The sequence below is a fragment of the Klebsiella electrica genome (assembly GCF_006711645.1).
Taxonomy (GTDB): domain Bacteria; phylum Pseudomonadota; class Gammaproteobacteria; order Enterobacterales; family Enterobacteriaceae; genus Klebsiella; species Klebsiella electrica.
This window is the reverse complement of the sequence record NZ_CP041247.1, coordinates 1,449,186-1,468,330: the sequence shown is the minus strand read 5'-3', so window position 1 is coordinate 1,468,330 and position 19,145 is coordinate 1,449,186. Positions and strand designations below refer to the sequence as shown.

General features: G+C 58.2%; 18 protein-coding genes. 3 read left to right on the top strand and 15 right to left on the bottom strand.

Features of this window, described 5'->3' with window-relative positions; translation table 11 throughout:
* Positions 1-73: 73 nt before the first annotated feature.
* From truA to pdxB, 3 genes are all read right to left on the bottom strand, one after another.
* Positions 74-886: a tRNA pseudouridine(38-40) synthase TruA gene (truA, locus tag Electrica_RS07080; RefSeq protein WP_100682811.1), complete on the bottom strand. Its 813-nt coding sequence runs from the start codon at positions 884-886 to the stop codon at positions 74-76.
* On the bottom strand, positions 886-1,899 hold the full coding sequence (locus tag Electrica_RS07075) for an aspartate-semialdehyde dehydrogenase (protein WP_131048242.1): 1,014 nt from the start codon (positions 1,897-1,899) through the stop codon (positions 886-888). The genes truA and Electrica_RS07075 overlap by 1 nt, the downstream gene beginning before the upstream one ends.
* 62 nt (positions 1,900-1,961) lie before the next feature.
* Positions 1,962-3,098 (bottom strand): 4-phosphoerythronate dehydrogenase PdxB, encoded by a 1,137-nt coding sequence (pdxB, locus tag Electrica_RS07070; RefSeq protein WP_141964079.1) that lies wholly within the window; start codon positions 3,096-3,098, stop codon positions 1,962-1,964.
* A 108-nt stretch (positions 3,099-3,206) separates the two neighbouring features.
* Between pdxB and flk the strand changes: the two genes are divergently transcribed.
* Positions 3,207-4,181, top strand: a complete 975-nt coding sequence (flk, locus tag Electrica_RS07065) for a flagella biosynthesis regulator Flk (protein WP_141964077.1) — start codon at positions 3,207-3,209, stop codon at positions 4,179-4,181.
* Positions 4,182-4,388: 207 nt separating this feature from the next.
* Here flk and Electrica_RS07060 read toward each other — a convergent pair whose 3' ends face one another.
* Both Electrica_RS07060 and fabB read right to left on the bottom strand, forming a co-directional pair.
* Positions 4,389-5,564, bottom strand: coding sequence for an MFS transporter (locus tag Electrica_RS07060; protein ID WP_141964075.1), 1,176 nt, complete (start codon positions 5,562-5,564; stop codon positions 4,389-4,391).
* 215 nt (positions 5,565-5,779) lie between these two features.
* A complete protein-coding gene (fabB, locus tag Electrica_RS07055; RefSeq protein ID WP_100682815.1) occupies positions 5,780-6,997 on the bottom strand; it encodes a beta-ketoacyl-ACP synthase I in 1,218 nt (405 codons plus the stop codon).
* Positions 6,998-7,155: 158 nt separating this feature from the next.
* Here fabB and mnmC point away from each other — a divergent pair, with 158 nt between their 5' ends.
* Positions 7,156-9,144, top strand: coding sequence for a bifunctional tRNA (5-methylaminomethyl-2-thiouridine)(34)-methyltransferase MnmD/FAD-dependent 5-carboxymethylaminomethyl-2-thiouridine(34) oxidoreductase MnmC (gene mnmC, locus Electrica_RS07050; RefSeq protein ID WP_141964073.1), 1,989 nt, complete (start codon positions 7,156-7,158; stop codon positions 9,142-9,144).
* A gap of 106 nt (positions 9,145-9,250) precedes the next feature.
* On the opposite strand, the gene Electrica_RS07045 is transcribed toward mnmC, so the two are convergent.
* From Electrica_RS07045 to prmB, 6 genes are read right to left on the bottom strand one after another with little or no spacing between them, the layout of a single operon-like run.
* Positions 9,251-9,526 (bottom strand): YfcL family protein, encoded by a 276-nt coding sequence (locus Electrica_RS07045; protein WP_100682817.1) that lies wholly within the window; start codon positions 9,524-9,526, stop codon positions 9,251-9,253.
* A 31-nt stretch (positions 9,527-9,557) separates the two neighbouring features.
* Positions 9,558-10,106 carry an elongation factor P hydroxylase gene (locus Electrica_RS07040; protein ID WP_004865249.1) on the bottom strand — a complete coding sequence of 183 codons (549 nt, stop codon included), beginning with the start codon at positions 10,104-10,106 and terminating at the stop codon, positions 9,558-9,560.
* Positions 10,106-10,915, bottom strand: coding sequence for a sulfite exporter TauE/SafE family protein (locus tag Electrica_RS07035; RefSeq protein ID WP_141964071.1), 810 nt, complete (start codon positions 10,913-10,915; stop codon positions 10,106-10,108). Before Electrica_RS07035 ends, Electrica_RS07040 begins: the two co-directional genes overlap by 1 nt.
* Entirely contained in the window at positions 10,915-11,739 is an 825-nt protein-coding gene (mepA, locus tag Electrica_RS07030; RefSeq protein WP_141964069.1) for a penicillin-insensitive murein endopeptidase, read from the bottom strand. Before mepA ends, Electrica_RS07035 begins: the two co-directional genes overlap by 1 nt.
* 3 nt (positions 11,740-11,742) lie before the next feature.
* Positions 11,743-12,828, bottom strand: a complete 1,086-nt coding sequence (gene aroC / locus Electrica_RS07025; RefSeq protein WP_141964067.1) for a chorismate synthase — start codon at positions 12,826-12,828, stop codon at positions 11,743-11,745.
* Positions 12,829-12,856: 28 nt separating this feature from the next.
* Positions 12,857-13,789 (bottom strand): 50S ribosomal protein L3 N(5)-glutamine methyltransferase, encoded by a 933-nt coding sequence (gene prmB, locus Electrica_RS07020; RefSeq protein WP_100682854.1) that lies wholly within the window; start codon positions 13,787-13,789, stop codon positions 12,857-12,859.
* 166 nt (positions 13,790-13,955) lie between these two features.
* Between prmB and smrB the strand changes: the two genes are divergently transcribed.
* Positions 13,956-14,507: an endonuclease SmrB gene (smrB, locus tag Electrica_RS07015; RefSeq protein WP_015583758.1), complete on the top strand. Its 552-nt coding sequence runs from the start codon at positions 13,956-13,958 to the stop codon at positions 14,505-14,507.
* 20 nt (positions 14,508-14,527) lie between these two features.
* Here the strand turns inward: smrB and sixA are convergent, their stop codons facing one another.
* From sixA to Electrica_RS06995, 4 genes are all read right to left on the bottom strand, one after another.
* Complete coding sequence (sixA, locus tag Electrica_RS07010; protein ID WP_015583757.1) at positions 14,528-15,013, bottom strand: phosphohistidine phosphatase SixA; 486 nt, start codon at positions 15,011-15,013, stop codon at positions 14,528-14,530.
* 209 nt (positions 15,014-15,222) lie between these two features.
* Complete coding sequence (gene fadJ / locus Electrica_RS07005) at positions 15,223-17,367, bottom strand: fatty acid oxidation complex subunit alpha FadJ (RefSeq protein ID WP_141964065.1); 2,145 nt, start codon at positions 17,365-17,367, stop codon at positions 15,223-15,225.
* The gene (fadI, locus tag Electrica_RS07000) at positions 17,367-18,677 is read right to left on the bottom strand and encodes an acetyl-CoA C-acyltransferase FadI (RefSeq protein WP_141964063.1); all 1,311 of its coding nucleotides are present in this window, start codon (positions 18,675-18,677) and stop codon (positions 17,367-17,369) included. The genes fadJ and fadI overlap by 1 nt, the downstream gene beginning before the upstream one ends.
* A 156-nt stretch (positions 18,678-18,833) precedes the next feature.
* A complete protein-coding gene (locus Electrica_RS06995; protein ID WP_131048252.1) occupies positions 18,834-19,118 on the bottom strand; it encodes a YfcZ/YiiS family protein in 285 nt (94 codons plus the stop codon).
* Positions 19,119-19,145: the final 27 nt, after the last annotated feature.

Below are 19,145 nucleotides of genomic sequence, written 5' to 3'. Positions count from 1 at the left end.
CAGAAAAAAATCGCCGACCGGAACGCTCAGATGCAGCCAACAAACAGGCAGCCTGAAGGATAAAGCGTTAATGTTAGTCCGCCAGGAACAGCGGGCCCATCGGCATCACCGGCAGATCGTAGCGGGCCGGATAGTCCACCGACACCAGATACAACCCTTCTGCTTTTGCCGTCGCGGCGGCCAGCTTCCTGTCTTTCGCCGCCAGAAGTTCTGCAATCCAGCTCTCCGGCTGGTTACCGGCCCCCACTTCCATCAGGCTGCCGACAATGTTTCTTACCATATGATGTACAAAGGCATTCGCTTTGATATCCACCACCACATACGCGCCATACCGCGTGACGCTAATATGGTTAATATTCCGCCACGGCGTGCGCGACTGGCACTGCACCGCGCGAAATGAGGTGAAATCATTTTCCCCCAGCAAACACTGGGCGGCGCGCTGCATCCGCTCCGCATCCAGAGGCTGATGATAATGCGTTACGCCCTGGCTTAACACCGCCGGACGCAGACGGTGATTATAGATGACGTAACGGTAGCGGCGCGCCGTAGCGCTGAAGCGGGCGTGAAAATCGTCCGGGACATGTTTCACCCAGCGGACGGCGATATCACCCGGCAAATTCGCATTGACGCCCAGCGTCCAGGCCGCGTCTTTGCGCAGCGCGTGGGTCTCAAAATGCACCACCTGGCCGGTGCCATGAACACCGGCGTCGGTGCGACCGGCGCAGAATACGTTAATCGCTTCATTTGCCACCTGCGAGAGCGCCTTTTCCAGCTTCTCCTGCACGCTGCGAACTTCATTTTGCCGCTGCCAGCCGTAATATTTGCTGCCGTCGTACTCGATGCCCAGCGCGATTTTATAGACCGGCTGCTGCTCCATCTCTGACATCAGTACAAATACTCCTGCACCAGTTTCTCAGCGATTTTCACCGCCATCAGCGCGCCGCCAAAGCGCACGTTATCGGCAACGGACCAGAACTGAATCTGTTCCGGCATCCCGTAATCATTGCGCACACAGCCAACGGAGAGCTGCGCGGTACCTGAAGCATCGCCGACCTGAGTCGGGAACTCGCGCTCAGCGGACAGCTCAATATCTTCGCCGCGAGCGAAGGCATCGCGGGCCTCTTCTGCCGCCAGCGGACGCATCGCTTCGAAGTTCACCATCTGCGCATGACCGTAGAATACCGGCGACTGCACGATGCTGGCTGAAACCATCAATCCTTCATCCTGGAGGATCTTGCGAACTTCATCGACAATACGGCGCTCTTCGCGCACGCTGCCTTCGCGATCCGGCAGCAGCGGCAGCATGTTAAACGCCAGCTGACGGCCAAAGAAATCTTCCTCATCGATGGGGATACCGTTGAGCAGCTTCGCGCTCTGCCCTGCCAGCGCATCCACGGCTTTTTTGCCGTATGCGGAAGCGGAAATCAGGCTGGTCACGCTAATACGCGACAGGCCGCCCTCATCGATCAGCGGTTTCAGCGCCGTCAGCAGCTGACTGGTCAGACTGTTGGGAACGGCGATGACGTTGCGATTGCGGTAATCGGCCAGCACAAACGGGTTCACTTCCGGCACCACCAGCGGCACGTCCGGCTCCAGCGCGAACAGACCGCTGAGATCGATAACCAGACAACCGGCATTGGTCGCATCGTCAACATAGGCCGCGCTCGCTTCAACGCCGGCGGCAAAAAAGGCCAGCTGTACCTGGGTCCAGTCAAATACGGCAGCATCCTGCACGATCACTGACTTACCGCTAAAACGCAGGTGCTCTCCCGCGCTCTCAGTGCGCGCCAGCGCATAGATCTCCCCCACCGGGAACTGACGTTCAGCAAGGGTGTCGAGCAGGGCTTCGCCGACGGCGCCCGTTGCGCCCAGTACGGCAATATTCCAGCCTTCAGACATGGTGGTTTACTCCAGAGAAAAGCGACCCTGCAGGAGTATCCAACAGGGTCATTAAGAAGATATTAACGAATGGGGTGATGGACGGCATTAAAACCGAGCTGTCGCAGCAGCGTCGCCGCCTGCACATCGCTGCACTGCACGTACAGTGATGACCATTCACGGCGTTCCTGATAATTTTTGCGCAGCTTGTCAAATTCACCCGGTACGCCGGCCACTTTTCGCAGCGGCGCATCATCGCGGCGCACATCATACACCAAATGCACCAATCGTTTCAGCGTTGACTGATCGAGCGCACCGTGCAGGGTGATACGGCCAAATTCCGGGGCAGGCAGCAGCGTATCCAGCGCCACCTGCTGCGGATGACCGATAAAGGCGCTGTAGGCTTCAAAAACCTGCGTCGTCCCGCGCGCTTTGCCTTCGAGGGTGTAGCCCGCAATGTGCGGGGTGCCAATATCTACGCGATCCAGCAGCGCAAGGTTCAAATCCGGCTCAGGTTCCCAGACATCGAGCACCACGCTCAACGCTTGCCCGCTTTGCAGGCAGGCCAGCAGCGCGCCGTTATCCACCACCGGCCCGCGGCAGGCGTTAATCAGCACGCTTCCCGGTTTCAGACGGCGAATCAGCGCCTCATCCGCCAGGTGCAGGGTTTTATAGCGGCCTTCTTTATATAAAGGCGTGTGGAACGTCAGAACGTCCGCTTCCTCTACCAGCTCATCCAGAGTGCGGAAGTCGCCTTCATCTCCCTGTTCGGCACGCGGCGGATCGCATAACAGCGTTTTGATCCCCAGCGCTTCCAGACGCTTTTGCAGGCGCCCACCAACGTTGCCGACGCCAACGATCCCGACGGTACGATCGGTCAGCGCGAAACCGTCGCGCTCGGCCAGCATCAGCAGCGCCGAGAAAACATATTCCACGACCGCAATCGCGTTGCAACCCGGCGCGGCAGAGAAGCCAATTCCGGCCTGCTGCAGCCACGCCCGATCGACATGGTCGGTACCGGCTGTCGCGGTGCCAACGAATTGAATTGCCTTGCCGGCGAGCAGCGCTTCATTGACTTTCGTGACCGAGCGCACCATCAACGCATCGGCGCCGGTCAGCGCATCGACGGGGACGGGACGGCCGGGGACCGCCTCGACTTCGCCCAGGCGACTAAAAAGCTCGCGGGCATAGGGCATATTTTCATCAACGAGGATTTTCACGGTTCAGTACCTGTCTGAGAACGAGAGTAAACCGGGGAAGTGTGCCATAATCTCGCCGCCAGGAACATCATCACCGGGCCTCTGTACAGCAATACGGAAAGGATTAATATGACGCAACCCGTTTCAGGTATGTCCGATCGTCCCCCGGGGACCGGCGCTTCCGTCGCCGGAGAGCCCGCGCTGACCATGCAACAACGTACCGTTCTCGAGCGACTGATTACGCGCCTGGTGGCGTTAACCTCGCAACAGAGCGCGGAAGTGTGGGCGGGAATCAAGCACGATCTGGGGCTCAAAGGCGATGAAGCGCTGCTGGCGTGCCACTTTAGCGCCGCCGAAAACAACCTGAATCAACGCTTAACCGTAGCGCAGCAAAACCACCATCAGCGCCAGGTTCTGGCGCAGTTAAGCGAGTTGCTGAGCCAGGGAAACAACCGCCAGGCAGTGAGCGATTATATTCGCCAGCATTATGGGCAAACGACGCTGCACGCGCTGACTCAGGAGCAGCTGCAAAATGTGCTGCAGCTCCTGCAAAACGGCCAGCTGTCGATCCCGCAACCGCTGCAGCGACCGCCGACTCTGCGCCCGCTGCTGCCCGCGGAGCACAATACGCTTAACCAGCAGGTAAGCCGCCTTGCCGCCGCAACCGGCGAACCCGGGAAACTTATCTGGCAGTCAATGCTGGAGCTGTGCGGTGTGAAAACCGGTGAGCTGATTCCGGCGACCCACTTCACTCCCCTCTCTTACTGGCTACACGCGCGCCAGACGCTGAGCACGCAGTCAGCCCCGACCCTGACCTCCCTGCAGGCGGCGCTGAAGCAGCCGCTGGAAGTTCAGGAGTGGCAAAAGATCGTCGATTTTGCCGAGCATAACTGGCACGTCACGCCGCAAACGGCATTGAGCGCAACGCAGATTCTGACGCTACTGAATAAGATCTTTGTGCTTCGTGTCGCCCGGGCGCAAGACACGCTGGCCATCCCCGCGCTGCCTCCGGAACCCTCTTCGCTCACCAGGCGGCTCAAAAAGCCGGGAGTGATTGTTCTGGTGCTGATGCTGCTACTCGCTCTGCTCTGGCTGGTGATGTAATTTCGCGTTGCTCGCCGCCTGACAGGGTTATCGCGGACGGTATTCTTTAAACTCAAACGCCCGCGCGATGCGGGCGTTTGAGTCTCGACAAGGCCATGACGCCCCCACCCCGGTCCGCACGCCTGGCATAAATTCATCCTTGCGCTCCAGGTCATAGCGGCGCCAGCATGGTTGACCGCACTCCCTCGCCGAAGTGCGGGAAGCGGGTTATTTACGCAGGGAGAACAGCGTCATGAGAATGCCCAGAACCGCGCATATCGCCCCCGCCAGAAAGACGGAAGAGTAGCCCAGCGACGTGGCGAGCAGCCCGGCAAGCGGGCCGGTGACACCGCATGAAATATCCTGAAAAGCCGCATAGCCGCCGAGCGCGGTCCCCCGCACCTGAGCCGGTACGCGTTTGACGACTTCCACGCCGAGAGACGGGAAGATGAGCGAGCAGCCGCAGCCGGTCAACGCCGCCCCGGCCAGGGCAACCCAGGCATCCGGCGCCAGCCACAGCAGCGTCAGGCCAATGGCCTCGATCAGCAGCGACGCCATCGCCACTTTTATGCCGCCGAAGCGGTCCGGCATCCAGCCGAACAGAATACGCATCAGCACAAAGGCACCGCCGAACGCGGTCAGCGTGAAGCCCGCCATCGCCCAGCCGCGGCTGGCGAAATAGAGTGAAACGAAGGTGCCAATCACGGCAAATCCCACCCCTTGCAACCCCAGGCCGATGCCTGGACGCCAGATCATACCGACGACGCTCCACAACGAGGGTCGCTCTCCCCCGTGCGCCGGCACTTTACTGACCGTGCCGTTGATTGCCAGCGCCAGCAGCGGTAGTCCCATCGTGACGCAGGCGAGAACCGCAACGCCAAAGTGCGAGTAGATAATCAACCCCAGCGGCGCGCCCACCGCCAATGAGCCATACATCGCCATCCCGTTCCAGGACATGACCTTGCCTGAACGCGCAGGGCCAACCAGCCCCAGCCCCCAGCTCAGATTTCCGGTCAACAGCTGGCTTTCGCCAAATCCGAGGATCAAACGCCCGAGCACCAGCAGCGCAAATTTCGCCAGCGCGGAAACCGGCAGTAACGCGGCCAGCAGCCACGCCGCCCCGGCTAATGCGCAGGCGAACATGCCCTGCAACACCGAGCGTTTGGCGCCATGCTGATCGGCCAGACGACCCGCGTAGCCCCGGGTCAGCACCGTCGCCAGAAACTGAATGCCCACCGCAAGGCCCACCATCGTGTTACCGAAACCCAGCTCATGGTGGACAAAAAGCGGGATCACGGGTAGCGGCAGGCCCACTGTCATGTAGGTCAGAAAAACGGCAAAGGTAATACGAAATAAGGGAATATTCGCTGCAGAGGTATGTGTTGTTTCAGTCGCTGCGGACATGCTTTACTCCAGTTCGCAGAGTAAGGCGAGGTCATAGCCACGCCCCCTCCACCTGATTATCAGGGTTAAGGCGCGTTGGATGACGTTAAACGCTTACGCATTATCGGGGTGATAATGTTTTGCAGCAGTTTGCCTGCAGAGGTCCGGCCCTGTCAAGACGACAAAAAGGGAGCCAGCAGGCTCCCTTTGAACATATCGCTTGAAAAACCAGCCGCTTACGCTGTGAGTTTACGCATCACCAGCGTGGCGTTGGTGCCGCCGAAACCGAAGCTGTTGGACATCACGGTCGTCAGCGCTTGCTCGGTCGGTTTGGTGACGATGTTCAGACCCGCTGCCTGCTCATCCATCTCTTCGATGTTAATGCTTGGCGCAATAAAGCCGTGTTCCAGCATCAGCAGAGAGTAGATCGCTTCCTGTACGCCCGCGGCGCCCAGGGAGTGGCCGGTCATCGCTTTGGTCGCGGAGATAGCCGGGCTGTGGTCGCCGAAGACTTCGCGAATGGCACCCAGTTCTTTCACGTCGCCGACCGGAGTCGAAGTCCCGTGGGAGTTCAGGTAGTCAATCGGCGTGTCGACACCGGCCATCGCCTGTTTCATGCAACGCACTGCGCCTTCACCAGACGGAGCAACCATGTCCGCGCCGTCAGAAGTCGCGCCGTAGCCGACCACTTCCGCATAAATGTGCGCGCCGCGCGCCAGAGCATGCTCCAGCTCTTCAACCACAACCATACCGCCGCCGCCGGCGATAATAAAGCCATCGCGGTGCGCATCATAAGTACGGGACGCTTTATCCGGCGTTTCGTTGTATTTGGTGGACAGTGCGCCCATGGCGTCGAATTCACAGGCCATTTCCCAGCACAGCTCTTCGCCGCCGCCCGCAAAAACGATGTCCTGTTTGCCAAGCTGAATTTGTTCAACCGCGCTGCCGATACAGTGTGCTGAGGTCGCGCAAGCGGAGCTGATGGAATAGTTCACACCGTGGATTTTGAACGGAGTGGCGAGGCAAGCGGATACCGCAGAAGCCATCGCTTTGGTTACAACGTAAGGACCGACGGCTTTCAGGCCGCGCGGGCTACGCATCGCATCTGCGCCGAACACCTGAGATTTAGAAGAACCGCCGGAACCCGCAATCAGGCCCACGCGAGGGTTGTTTTGATAAACTTCTTCTGTCAGCCCAGCATCGGCGACAGCCTGCTGCATAGAGAGATAAGCATAGATAGAGGCATCGTTCATGAAACGTACCACTTTGCGGTCGATAAGACCTGTGGTATCCAGTTTAACGTTACCCCATACGTGGCTGCGCATACCAGAATCTTTGAATTCTTGAGAGAAAGTGATCCCCGAGCGCCCTTCACGCAGAGATTCCAGGACTTCCTGCTGGTTGTTACCGATGCTGGAAACGATGCCCAGGCCAGTAATCACTGCACGTTTCATTCAATACCTCTGTAAGTCACACTATTTTAAGTTTCGAGTCGCACAATAGCGTACACTTGTACGCCGAACAAGTCCGATCAGCCATTTTGTGTATAAATTTGCGCCCCCAGGCACACATCGTTAAGATCGTTCTACGCCTTGAGATTCGAGTAACTTACGTGAAACAAAACGCCATACAACCTGCCAACCTGGAATTCAACGCTGAGGGTACACCTGTTTCCCGAGATTTTGATGACGTGTACTTTTCCAATGACAATGGTCTGGAAGAGACGCGCTACGTATTCCTCGGCGGCAACCGCCTTGATGCACGCTTCCCGGCCCATCCACACCCGCTGTTTGTGGTCGCCGAGAGCGGGTTCGGCACCGGTCTCAACTTCCTGACACTTTGGCAGGCGTTTGATGTTTTTCGCCGTGATAATCCTGAAGCTACCCTGCAAAGATTACATTTCATCAGTTTTGAAAAATTTCCGCTGACCTCCGCCGATTTGCGCCGGGCCCATCAGCACTGGCCGGAACTGGCACCGTGGGCAGAACAGTTGCAGGCGCAGTGGCCGCCGGCGATCGCTGGCTGCCATCGCCTGCTGCTGGATGACGGGCGCATCACGCTGGATTTGTGGTTCGGGGATATTAATACGCTGACCCACGAGCTTGATGACTCGCTGAATCAGCAGGTCGACGCCTGGTTTCTTGATGGTTTCGCGCCGGCGAAAAATCCGGATATGTGGACGCCTGAGCTGTTCGGGGCAATGGCCCGCCTCGCCAGGCCGGGCGGCACGCTGGCCACCTTTACCTCCGCCGGTTTTGTCCGTCGCGGCCTGCAGGAAGCGGGCTTTACCATGCACAAACACAAAGGGTTCGGCCGTAAACGCGAAATGCTGACTGGTGAAATGACCCGGACCCTGAATATTCCCGCCCGCACGCCCTGGTTTGCACGAACCGGTAGCCAGCAACGCGATGCGGCGATTGTCGGCGGCGGTATCGCCAGCGCCCTGCTCGCACTCGCGCTGCTCCGCCGCGGCTGGCAAGTTACCTTATACTGCGCGGATAATGCCCCGGCTGAAGGCGCATCCGGTAACCGCCAGGGAGCGCTCTACCCTCTGCTTAGCCAGCACGATCCGGCGCTGGCTCGCTTCTTCCCGGCGGCATTTACCTTCGCCCGTCGTCTGTATGATGCCCTGCCGATCATGTTCGACCATCAGTGGTGCGGCGTCACCCAGCTTGCCTGGGACGAGAAGAGCGAACAGAAAATCGCGCAGATGCTGGCCCTCGACCTGCCGACAGAAATTGCCGCTGCCGTCAGCGCGCAAACCGTCGCACAGCTCGCTGGCGTGGAAACCGGCTGCGCGGGAATCACCTATCCTTCCGGGGGCTGGCTCTGTCCGCAGCAGCTGACGGCAGAACTTTTAGCGCTGGCGGCGACACGGGGTTTGCGCACCCGATATAACGTGAAGGTCACAACGCTGACTGCTGACCATGACGGCTGGCGGCTCAATGAGCAGCTGCGTCATGACGTGGTGGTGCTGGCAAACGGCCATCATCTGACCGACTTTCCTCAGACTGCACGGCTGCCGGCGTATCCGGTGGGGGGACAGGTGAGCCATATTCCGACCACGCCTGCGCTGTCAGCTTTGCGCCAGGTCTTGTGCTACGACGGCTACCTGACGCCACAGAATCCACGTCATCAGCAGCACTGCATCGGCGCCAGCTACCATCGTGGGCAGACAGAGCCGACCTTTAGCGTCGATGATCAACAGCAAAACCGCCAGCGGCTGATCGACTGCTTCCCGCAGGCGACATGGGCGCGAGAGGTGGATACCAGCGGAAATGACGCCCGCTGCGGCGTGCGTTGCGCCACCCGCGATCACTTACCGATGGTGGGCAATGTACCGGATTATGACGCCACGTTAACGCAGTCCGCGACGCTGGCCGAACACAAAACGCTGGCGCCGACGGCCCCGGTTTATCGCAATCTGTTCGTGCTGGGGGCGCTGGGTTCGCGCGGGCTATGCTCCGCCCCGCTGACGGCGGAAATACTGGCGGCGCAGATGAGCCACGAACCGCTGCCGCTGGACAGAGAGACGCTGGCGGCGCTGAATCCAAATCGATTATGGGTGCGGAAACTGCTGAAGGGAAAAGCGGTAAAATAAGCCGGGCGGCAGTGATAGCGGTCGGTTGAGTCAACAGCAGCGCGACATCAGGGGAGACCCGGCGTCGCGCTACCTGGCCGGATTTTCAGGCCCGGCGCTCAGAGGTTTATTGCTTTGCCCGCTGATATAAATTATTCCACATTCCCTGCACCAGAATCTGGTCCGGCGGCGACAGTTCGCCTGCGCCGATCGCTTTCTCCAGGCTATGCATCACCCGCTCGTTGATCGCTTTCGCAGAGTGATCGTCCCCCCCTTCCAGCTCGGCTACCGCCAGCGTCAGGTGGCCGCGCAGATAGCCGCTGGCAAACAGTTCATCATCACTGGCGTGGTCTACCATTTCATCAATCAACGCCAGAATGCGTGATTCAAACTCCGCGAGCATTGTCTTTCCTCTTCTAGTGTCAAACGTGGCGTTATTGCAGGTCTTCCGGCCACGGGAATTGTTCTGCCGTCAGTGGCGGCGTCTGATAATATTCTTGTAACGCGCGGATAAAGCGCGCCGGACGTTCAGGGATCCCTTGCTCCAGCAAGGTCATAACCTGTGCGTGAACCCGCCGCTGAAAGGCAATGCGGTCAGGTTCAAAGTCGCCTTCCAGATTGTCGCAGCTGACGTTAAACGGAAAACCTGCCGCCACGCAAAACAGCCAGTCCAGCGCCTGCGGTTTCACCTCAACATCTTCAAACTGACACTGGGTCATGGCATCACGGCCATCCGGGCAGTACCAATAGCCGAAATCAACCTGCTCGCGACGCGCTTTACCCGCGATGCACCAGTGAGAAATCTCATGCAGACCGCTGGCGTAAAAGCCATGGGCAAACACAATGCGGTTATACGGCACGTCGCTATCTGCCGGAAGATAGATCGGTTCGTCATCGCCTTTAATCAGACGGGTATTAAAATCATCGGCAAAGCAGCCGTCAAAAATAGCGATCAGCTGCTGATAATGGTGTTGCTGTTGCATTAATGAATTCCCAACCACTGAAGAATTTCAGCACCGTGGCTGTCATAAAGAAGTTTCGCGCTCATCACCGCGGAGACAACCACAATCATCGGACGAATCAACGATTGTCCTTTACTCAGAACCAGCCGCGAACCGGCACGGGCACCAATAAACTGCCCCGCCATCATCACGAATCCGGTCGCCCAAATCACTTTCCCACCGATGATAAACAGCAGCAGCCCGCCGATGTTCGATGTCGCGTTGAGCACCTTGGCGTGAGCGGTGGATTTGGCAAGGTTGAACCCGGCAAGGGTGACGAAAGCCAGCGCATAGAAAGAGCCGGCGCCTGGGCCGAAGAAACCGTCATAAAAACCTACGCAGCCGCCGGCTACCAGGGCAAACGGCAGACCGTACAGACGACGCTGACGGTCTGCTTCACCTAATTTTGGCATCAGCAGGAAGTACAGGCCAATGCCGATCACCAGCACCGGCAGGATCTGGCGCAGAATATCGGACTGGACGTGCTGCACCAGCAGCGCACCGGCGGTTGAGCCGATAAAGGTCATCAGGATATTGAGCTTCTGATCCGCCAGGCTCACCACCTTGCGGCGGATAAAATAGAGCGAAGCAGAAAGCGATCCCCCGCAGGCCTGCAGTTTGTTTGTCGCCAGCGCCTGCGCCGGAGGCAGCCCTGCCGCCATCAGCGCCGGAACCGTCAGCAGTCCGCCGCCGCCCGCCAGAGAATCAATAAATCCCGCCAGAACGGCCACAAAAAACAGCGCCACCAGTACCGTCGGCGACACCATAAACAGCTCAATAAAGCTTTCCATTACAGCACATGCTCATCCAGTAGCGCCTGACAGGAAGGCGGCAGCGGAGGCGGCGTCTTCTTCACAGGAGAGGTTGTTCCAGGTTTCGGTGGTTCAAACCAGCTTTGTAGCTCAGCGCCGCAGCCATCGCCTGGCGGCGGTGGCGCCTGTTCTTCGCACTCCAGGCTACCCGCCGGGCAACGCAGACGAACGTGCATATGCGCACGATGCTGGAACCACGGTCGGACTTTCTGTAACCAGGCGCGATCGTTGCCGGCATCCAGGCACAGCTGCTGCTTGATTGCCGGGTTCACAAAAATGCGCGTTACATCCCTGTCTTCTGCCGCCAGTTTAATCAGATGGCTGATTTGCGGGCTCCACAGTGACGGCACGACGCTCTTGCCGTCGCGAGACACCAGATCCAGCGCCTGGGGTTTCAGGAGCTGCGCTGAACTCCAGCGCGTCTGCGGGAGCTGAAGGAAGATATCAACATCCAGCCCGCTCTGGTGACTGGCATGTCCGCCGTTAAAGCGCCCGCCTGCCGGCATCCCCATATCGCCAATCAGCAGCGTCCCCATTCCCTGACTCTGCACCTGATTACCCAGGCGCTGTATAAACTGGATCAGGTCCGGATGGCCGAAGTAACGGCGCTGGTCGGTGCGCATGACCTGGTAACTGGTCGCACTCAGCGGCAGTGCCTGCGCGCCGACAATGCAGCCGTTCGCAAATGCGCCAATTGACTGCGCGCTGCCGCTAATCGGCTGGGTGATTTTTTGCCACGGCGTCGCCGCAAGGCAGGCAGAGCTGGCCAGGAGCGCCAGCAGAGCGATAACGGTTTTTTTCATCGATTACCAGCGTGGAATTGATGTCGTCACGTCGCCATTTTGCGCGCGTTGACGCATAAAGTGATCCATTAGCACGATCGCCAGCATGGCTTCCGCGATCGGCACCGCGCGGATGCCCACGCAAGGATCGTGGCGCCCTTTGGTGATCATCTCAACTTCTTCACCGTGACGATTAATCGTATGGCCCGGCACGGTGATGCTGGAAGTCGGCTTCAACGCGATATTCGCGACGATCTGCTGGCCGCTGCTGATACCGCCAAGAATGCCGCCCGCATGGTTGCTCTGGAAACCATTTTTAGTGATTTCATCGCGGTTTTGGCTGCCGCGCAGTTTCACCACCTCAAAACCATCGCCAATTTCCACGCCCTTCACCGCATTGATGCTCATCAGCGCATGGGCAATGTCGGCATCCAGACGGTCGAATACCGGCTCACCGAGTCCCGGAGGCACGCCGTCGGCGACCACGGTCACTTTTGCTCCGATGGAGTCGCCCTCTTTTTTCAGGCCACGCATCAGTTCATCAAGCGCTTCAATTTTATCCGGGTCCGGGCAGAAGAACGGGTTTTGTTCAACCAGTTCCCAGTCTTTGATCGCCAGAGGAATATCGCCCATCTGGGTCAAACAGCCGCGAATCACCATGCCGAATTTTTCCGCAAGGTATTTCTTGGCAATCGCGCCAGCCGCCACCCGCATCGCGGTTTCACGCGCAGAGGAACGACCGCCGCCGCGATAATCGCGCAGGCCGTATTTCTGCTCGTAGGTATAGTCAGCGTGCCCAGGACGGAAAACGTCTTTAATCGCGCCATAGTCCTGAGAACGCTGATCGGTATTCTCAATCAGCAGACCAATGCTGGTCCCGGTCGTCACGCCTTCGAATACGCCGGAGAGGATCTTCACCTGATCCGGTTCACGGCGCTGGGTGGTGTAGCGCGACGTCCCCGGACGACGACGGTCCAGATCGTGCTGCAGGTCAGCTTCAGTCAGCGGAATGCCCGGCGGCACTCCGTCAACAATGCAGCCCAGCGCCAGACCGTGCGACTCGCCGAAGGTGGTGACGCGAAAGAGTTGTCCAATTGTGTTTCCTGCCATCACGGCTCCGTCATGTTTGCGTGTTGTTTTAGTCTTTATAAATGCCGAAATGCGCGCGGGCGGCGATCAGCTGCGCTTTGGTCAGCATGAAGACGCCGTCCCCGCCGTTTTCAAACTCAAGCCAGGTAAACGGCACGTCCGGATACTGCTCAATCAGATGTACCATGCTGTTACCGACTTCACAAATCAGAATACCGTCATCGCTGAGATAATCCGGCGCATTACCGAGGATACGGCGCGTCAGCTTCAGGCCATCGCTACCGGAAGCCAGGCCCAGCACCGGCTCATGACGATACTCGCCTGGCAGATCGGACATATCTTCTTCATCAACATACGGCGGGTTGGTGACGATCAGGTCGTACTGCACTTTCGGCAGGTCGCGGAACAGATCGGAACGAATCGGCGTGACCTGATGGATCAAACCGTGCGCTTCCACGTTCTGCTCGGCAACGGCCAGCGCATCAACGGAGATATCCACCGCGTCCACTTCCGCTTCCGGGAAAGAGTAAGCGCAGGCGATAGCAATACAGCCGCTGCCGGTGCACATATCCAGAATGTGCTGCGGTTGGTAGTCAATCAGGCCAGCGAAGTGATTATTGATAAGCTCGCCGATCGGCGAACGCGGCACCAGCACACGTTCGTCCACGAAAAATTCATGGCCGCAGAACCAGGCTTTATTGGTCAAATAGGCAACCGGAATACGTTCGTTGATCCGGCGAATCACGCGCTCAACGATGCGGTGTTTCTCGCTGGAAGTCAGGCGTGCGGAGTGCATATCCTCCGGGATATCCAGTGGCAGGTAGAGCGATGGCATAACCAGCTGTACCGCCTCATCCCACGGGTTGTCCGTGCCATGGCCGTACCAGATATTCGCCGCGCTGAAACGACTGACCGCCCAACGCAGCATGTCCTGAATGGTATGCAGCTCATTGACCGCTTCATCAACAAAAATTTTATCCACGCCATCCTCCAGGACACGCTCTACTGTAAATTCGGCGGCTAGTTTGCCACGAAGACGGCGATAAATCAGCATTCTTACGTCGGGCGGACGGGGAAAAATACGTTTTGCTTGCCTGAACAGAGGCCGAGTCGGGTAAACTAGCGAAAAGAAATGATGAGAGTGGGCAATGAAAAAGAAAACATCGCTAAGCGACGAGGATCAGGCGTTGTTCCGTCAGTTAATGACCGGCACGCGTCAGATTAAACAAGACACCATCGTGCACCGCCCGCTGCGCAAGAAAATCACCGAGGTACCGCCAAAGCGCTTACTTCAGGAGCAGGCCGATAACAGCCACTATTTTTCCGATGAGTTTCAGCCGCTGCTGAATACCGAAGGGGCGGTCAAATATGTTCGCCCGGACGTGAGCCATTTTGAACTGAAAAAACTGCGCCGCGGGGATTATTCGCCGGAGCTGTTTCTCGATCTGCACGGGTTGACCCAGCAGCAGGCGAAGCAGGAGCTGGGGGCGCTGATCGCCGCCTGCCGTCGCGAGCATGTCTTTTGCGCCTGCGTGATGCACGGACACGGGAAACACATCCTCAAGCAGCAAACGCCGCTCTGGCTTGCGCAACACCCGCACATCATGGCTTTTCATCAGGCGCCAAAAGAGTACGGCGGAGACGCCGCACTGCTGGTGCTGATTGAAGTTGAAGAGTGGCAGCCGCCGGAGCTTCCGTAATACGGATGCTCCGGGGGAAGTCAGATAGCCTTCGCCATCTTCAGATTGCAGGGGCTCATCTGCCAGTTGAACTCGCCCTTACCATCGGCATCAAGGGTGACACAGGCAATAGCCGAAGTGGTGAACATCGGGGGAGTCTCCCCCGGGCACAGCTCTGAGACGAGGTACCCCACCAGCGGCAGGTGCGAAACAACCAGCACCGTTGAAACACCTTCATTGTTCAGCGTCTGAAGCCAGGCGCTGACCATGCCAACATCGCCACACGGCGTGAGCTCCGGCATCACGTCGACATTCTCGGGCAGGTCCATGCACTCTCTTACCACATCCAGCGTCTGTTCAGCACGCAGGTAAGGACTGACAAGAACCCGTTCAATATCCACTTTTTGACCTTTCAGCCAGGTTGCCATCTGACGGGACTCATCACAACCACAAACAGTTAAGGGACGAACCGAGTCACTGGCTGCATCGAGGGCAGCGTCGCCGTGACGCATGATAAAAACTTGCATATTGCACCGCTTTTGTTAACCAGAAGCACCGCAGTCTTACCTGCGTAGATAGCACGCAGTCGACCCGGTGGCCGGGCATTGTGCCTGATTCATCCAACGAATGAAACGCTGTTTTTTACCTCAATGGCGTAAGTATAGTCAATGATTGTTTACAAAACAGCCAGCCAACAGCGTCATTCATCGCCGGATTTATCTTCTTTGACCAGAACTTAGGTCATCCGTTCAGCAGCGGGCCAAAAGGTTGCCCCCTGCCCGGCCATGCGCAATAAATTTTCGCATGGGGTAAACCGTGAGCCGTACTGAGCGGCCAGACGTTGCAAGATGGCAACAACTTCACCCGCCCCGAGTTTATCCATATAACGGAACGGGCCGCCAAGAAACGGCGGGAAGCCAATACCAAACACCGCGCCAATGTCGCCATCGCGGGCACCGCGGATGACCTGTTCATCGAAGCAATGCGCGGCTTCGTTAAGCATCATCATGACACAACGCTCGGCTATCTGCTGCGCGGACAAGCGCGCCTGAGGCGCAGAAATGCCCAGCAGCGAATAGACCGCAGCATCAGGCCGTTTTTTGCTTGTACGCCCTTTTGTCTCATAAAGATAGAAACCGCGGCTATTTTTTCTACCTTTGCGATCGTCATTCAAGATCGCATCAATGATGTTTGCAGGCGGGCTAAAACGTTCTCCCCACGCGGCTTCCAGTACCGGCAGAATTTTGGTTCCGGTATCAATCCCGACTTCATCCAGCAGTTGAACAGGCCCGACGGGAAAACCAAATTTCACCAGTGACTTATCAATATGCTCAATGGGTTCACCTTCCATGAGCAGGCGCATCGCTTCGTTGATATAGGGCGCCAGGATACGGTTAACGTAGAAACCCGCTTTATCCGCCACGACGATCGGCGTTTTCCCCTGCATTTTGGCCAGCTTCACTACCGTCGCAATCGTCTGCGGATCGGTATGCTGATGGGGGATCACTTCAACCAGCGGCATTTTCTCGACCGGGCTGAAGAAATGCAGGCCAATCACCTGCCCCGGTCGACTGGCCTGCGCCGCAATGTCGCCGATGGGTAGCGAAGAGGTATTGGAGGCAAAGATCGTCTGCGGGCCGCAGTGTGCCTCGATCTCGGCCACCATCCGCTGTTTAAGGGCTAAATCCTCGAAGACCGCCTCGATCACCACATCGCGATGGGCAAATCCCTGATAATCCGTGGTGCCGGAAATCAGCGCCAGCTGGCGATCCCGCTCGCTGGCCCGCAGATAGCGGCGGCGAACCTGCTTATCCAGCAGATCCCAGCTGTATTTCAGCGCATGGTTAATTCCCCGGGGCTGAATATCTTTGATGCGCACCGCAAGCCCGCCTTTACAGGCGGTAACATAAGCAATTCCGCCGCCCATCAGACCACCGCCGAGAACGCCGATTCGAGTCAGCGGCCCGGCCTGCGCATCGGCGCCGCGATCTTTCTTCAGATCGGTGCTGGCAAAAAATATCGATCGTAATGCCTGGGATTGCGGCGTCATCGCCAGCTCACCGAAGGCGCGCGCTTCCTCGGCGTAGCCGCTGCTACAGCCGTGGGCCAATCCATTTTCAATCACCTGCAGAATACGCCCGGCGGCCGGATAGTTGCCCTGGGTTTTCTGCCGGGTCTTTTTCGCCACCAGCCGAAACAACAGGCTGCGACCCAGCGGTCCGGCCAACACCCGCTCGCGGATCGGCATACTGCGGCTCGCCGGCCGCCCTTTCAGCGCCAGTTCCACCGCCGTCTGCAGCAGAATAGATTGCGCAACCACCTCATCCACCAGACCCGCCTTTAACGCCTGACGCGGGCGAAGCTGTTTGCCGGTCAGAATCATCTCGAGGGCGCCGCTGACACCGATCAGTCGGGGGAGTCTCTGGGTGCCGCCAGAGCCCGGCAGCAGCCCCAGCTGGACCTCAGGCAGCCCCAGACGTGTTTTCTCGTCATCGCTGCACACCCGCCCATGGCAGGCCAGCGCCAGCTCAAGACCGCCGCCCAGGCAGGCGCCGTGGATGGCGGCAATCACCGGAATCGCCAGCCCATGGATCTCCGCCATAATTTGTTGCCCCTGGCGGGCGAGCGCTTGCGCTTCCTGAGCGGTGGCGCAGCGGGCAATCATATTAATATCCGCGCCGGCGATAAAATTGTCCGGCTTTGCGGAAATCAGCACCGCGCCGCGTAGGGATTTATTGTCACGAATCTGGCGAACGATCGCCCGCACCTGCTGACCAAATTCGGCCTTCAGGGTATTCATCTTTTCACCGGGCGCATCGATGGTGATGACGGCGACGTTGTCCGGACGAATATCAAGAGTAAATGCCGATGTCATGTCCATTATTCCGCCTCCAGAATCATCGCCGCGCCGAGGCCACCGGCCGCGCAGGCGGTAACCAGGCCAAATCCGCCTCCCCTGCGCCGCAGTTCATGCAGCGTCTGGGTTATCATCCTCGCGCCGGTGGCAGCAAAAGGATGCCCGTATGCAATGGAGCCACCGAGAACATTGAATTTACTTTCATCGACTTCCCCGGTCGCCTGCGAGCGTCCGAGAACGTCACGGGCAAAGCGGTCGCTGGCCAGGCACTGAAGATTCGCCAGCGTCTGCGCGGCAAAAGCCTCATGCATATCGATAAGCGTTAAATCAGCCAGCGTCAGTCCCGCCCTTTCCAGCGCCAGCGGCGTTGACCACGCCGGCCCTAACAGCATATCCTGGCGCACATCGATGGCGGTAAAGGCGTAGCTGCGCAGGTAGCCCAGCGGGGTTAAGCCCAGCGCTTTGGCCTGAGACTCGGTCATCATGATCACCGCCGCGGCACCGTCGGTTAGCGGCGTACTGTTTGCCGCAGTGACCGTGCCATGCCGGCGGTCAAAAGCCGGACGTAATTTTTGGTAATCCGCCAGCGTCGAATTTTTACGAATATTGTTGTCGTTTTCCAGCGGCTCACGGAACGGCGGCACGTACGCGGTCATCACCTCAGAGGCCAGCTTCCCCTCTTCCCAGGCTTTCGCCGCCAGCTGGTGCGAACGGTGCGCCAGCGCGTCCTGCTGCTCGCGGGTAATCCCCCATGTTTTTGCCATTTGCTCTGCGGTATCGCCCATCCGCAGCCCGGTCGAATATTCGGCCACCGCAGGCGGTACCGGTAAAAGATCGCGAAGCCGTAAACGGGAGAAGAGCTTCAGACGCTGCCCGAGAGTGCGCGCTTTATTGGCATCCACCAGCGTGCGGGCCAGCTTTTTACTGACGCCGATAGGCAGAACGGATGAAGAGTCGGCCCCGCCGGCAATGCCGACGCGGATCGTTCCGGCCATCAGGCTCTCTGCGACGTTGGCGACGGCCTGAAAACTGGTGGCGCAGGCCCGACTTACGCTGTAGGCATCGGTATGTACGCTCATGCCGGTGCCAAGGACAATTTCGCGCGCAATATTCGGCGCTTCCGGCATCTGCACCACCTGGCCAAATACCAGCTGTTCAATCATTTCCGGGGGAATATCGCTACGAGCCAGCATTTCGCTGATCACCATTTTCCCCAAATCAACGGCGGGAACACCGTGAAATGCCGTGGCCTGACGGGCAAACGGCGTACGTAAACCGCTGACAATGGCAATGCGATCGCCTTGACGGGTGACAAGCGGTAATACCTGACTCATGACTTTCCCCTGTTAACCGATAAAACCAAGTGGTCTGACCTGATACCAGTTTTAACTAATTTTTTACATTAAGCCAATCGGCGAAGAGAAAAAGTGAGAGCCAAAACACAGGAGGGAGAAGATAACGCCCCTGGCGGGAGGGGCGTTGAGGAGAAATTAACGCAGACCGAGCTGGAAAATGAGCGTTTCGGCTTCGCAGCAGAAAACAAAATCGATATCCAGCTGTACACCGCCTGCAGCATCGCTAAAGGTCGGGGTAATTTTGCACGGTTCAGATTCCACGCCGCGTGCTCTCTCAGTCAATGCGGCGAGAGTTTGTTCCGCTTCGGCGCGATGGGCGAAAACCCGGCTGTAAGAGGCGGTGCAATCGGTGTTGTCCATAATGGTGCCAACATCCATACAGCAGCAAACCGGGGTTTCATCAGCACTACATTTACTCATCGTAGATTTCCTCTGTATATGCACTCA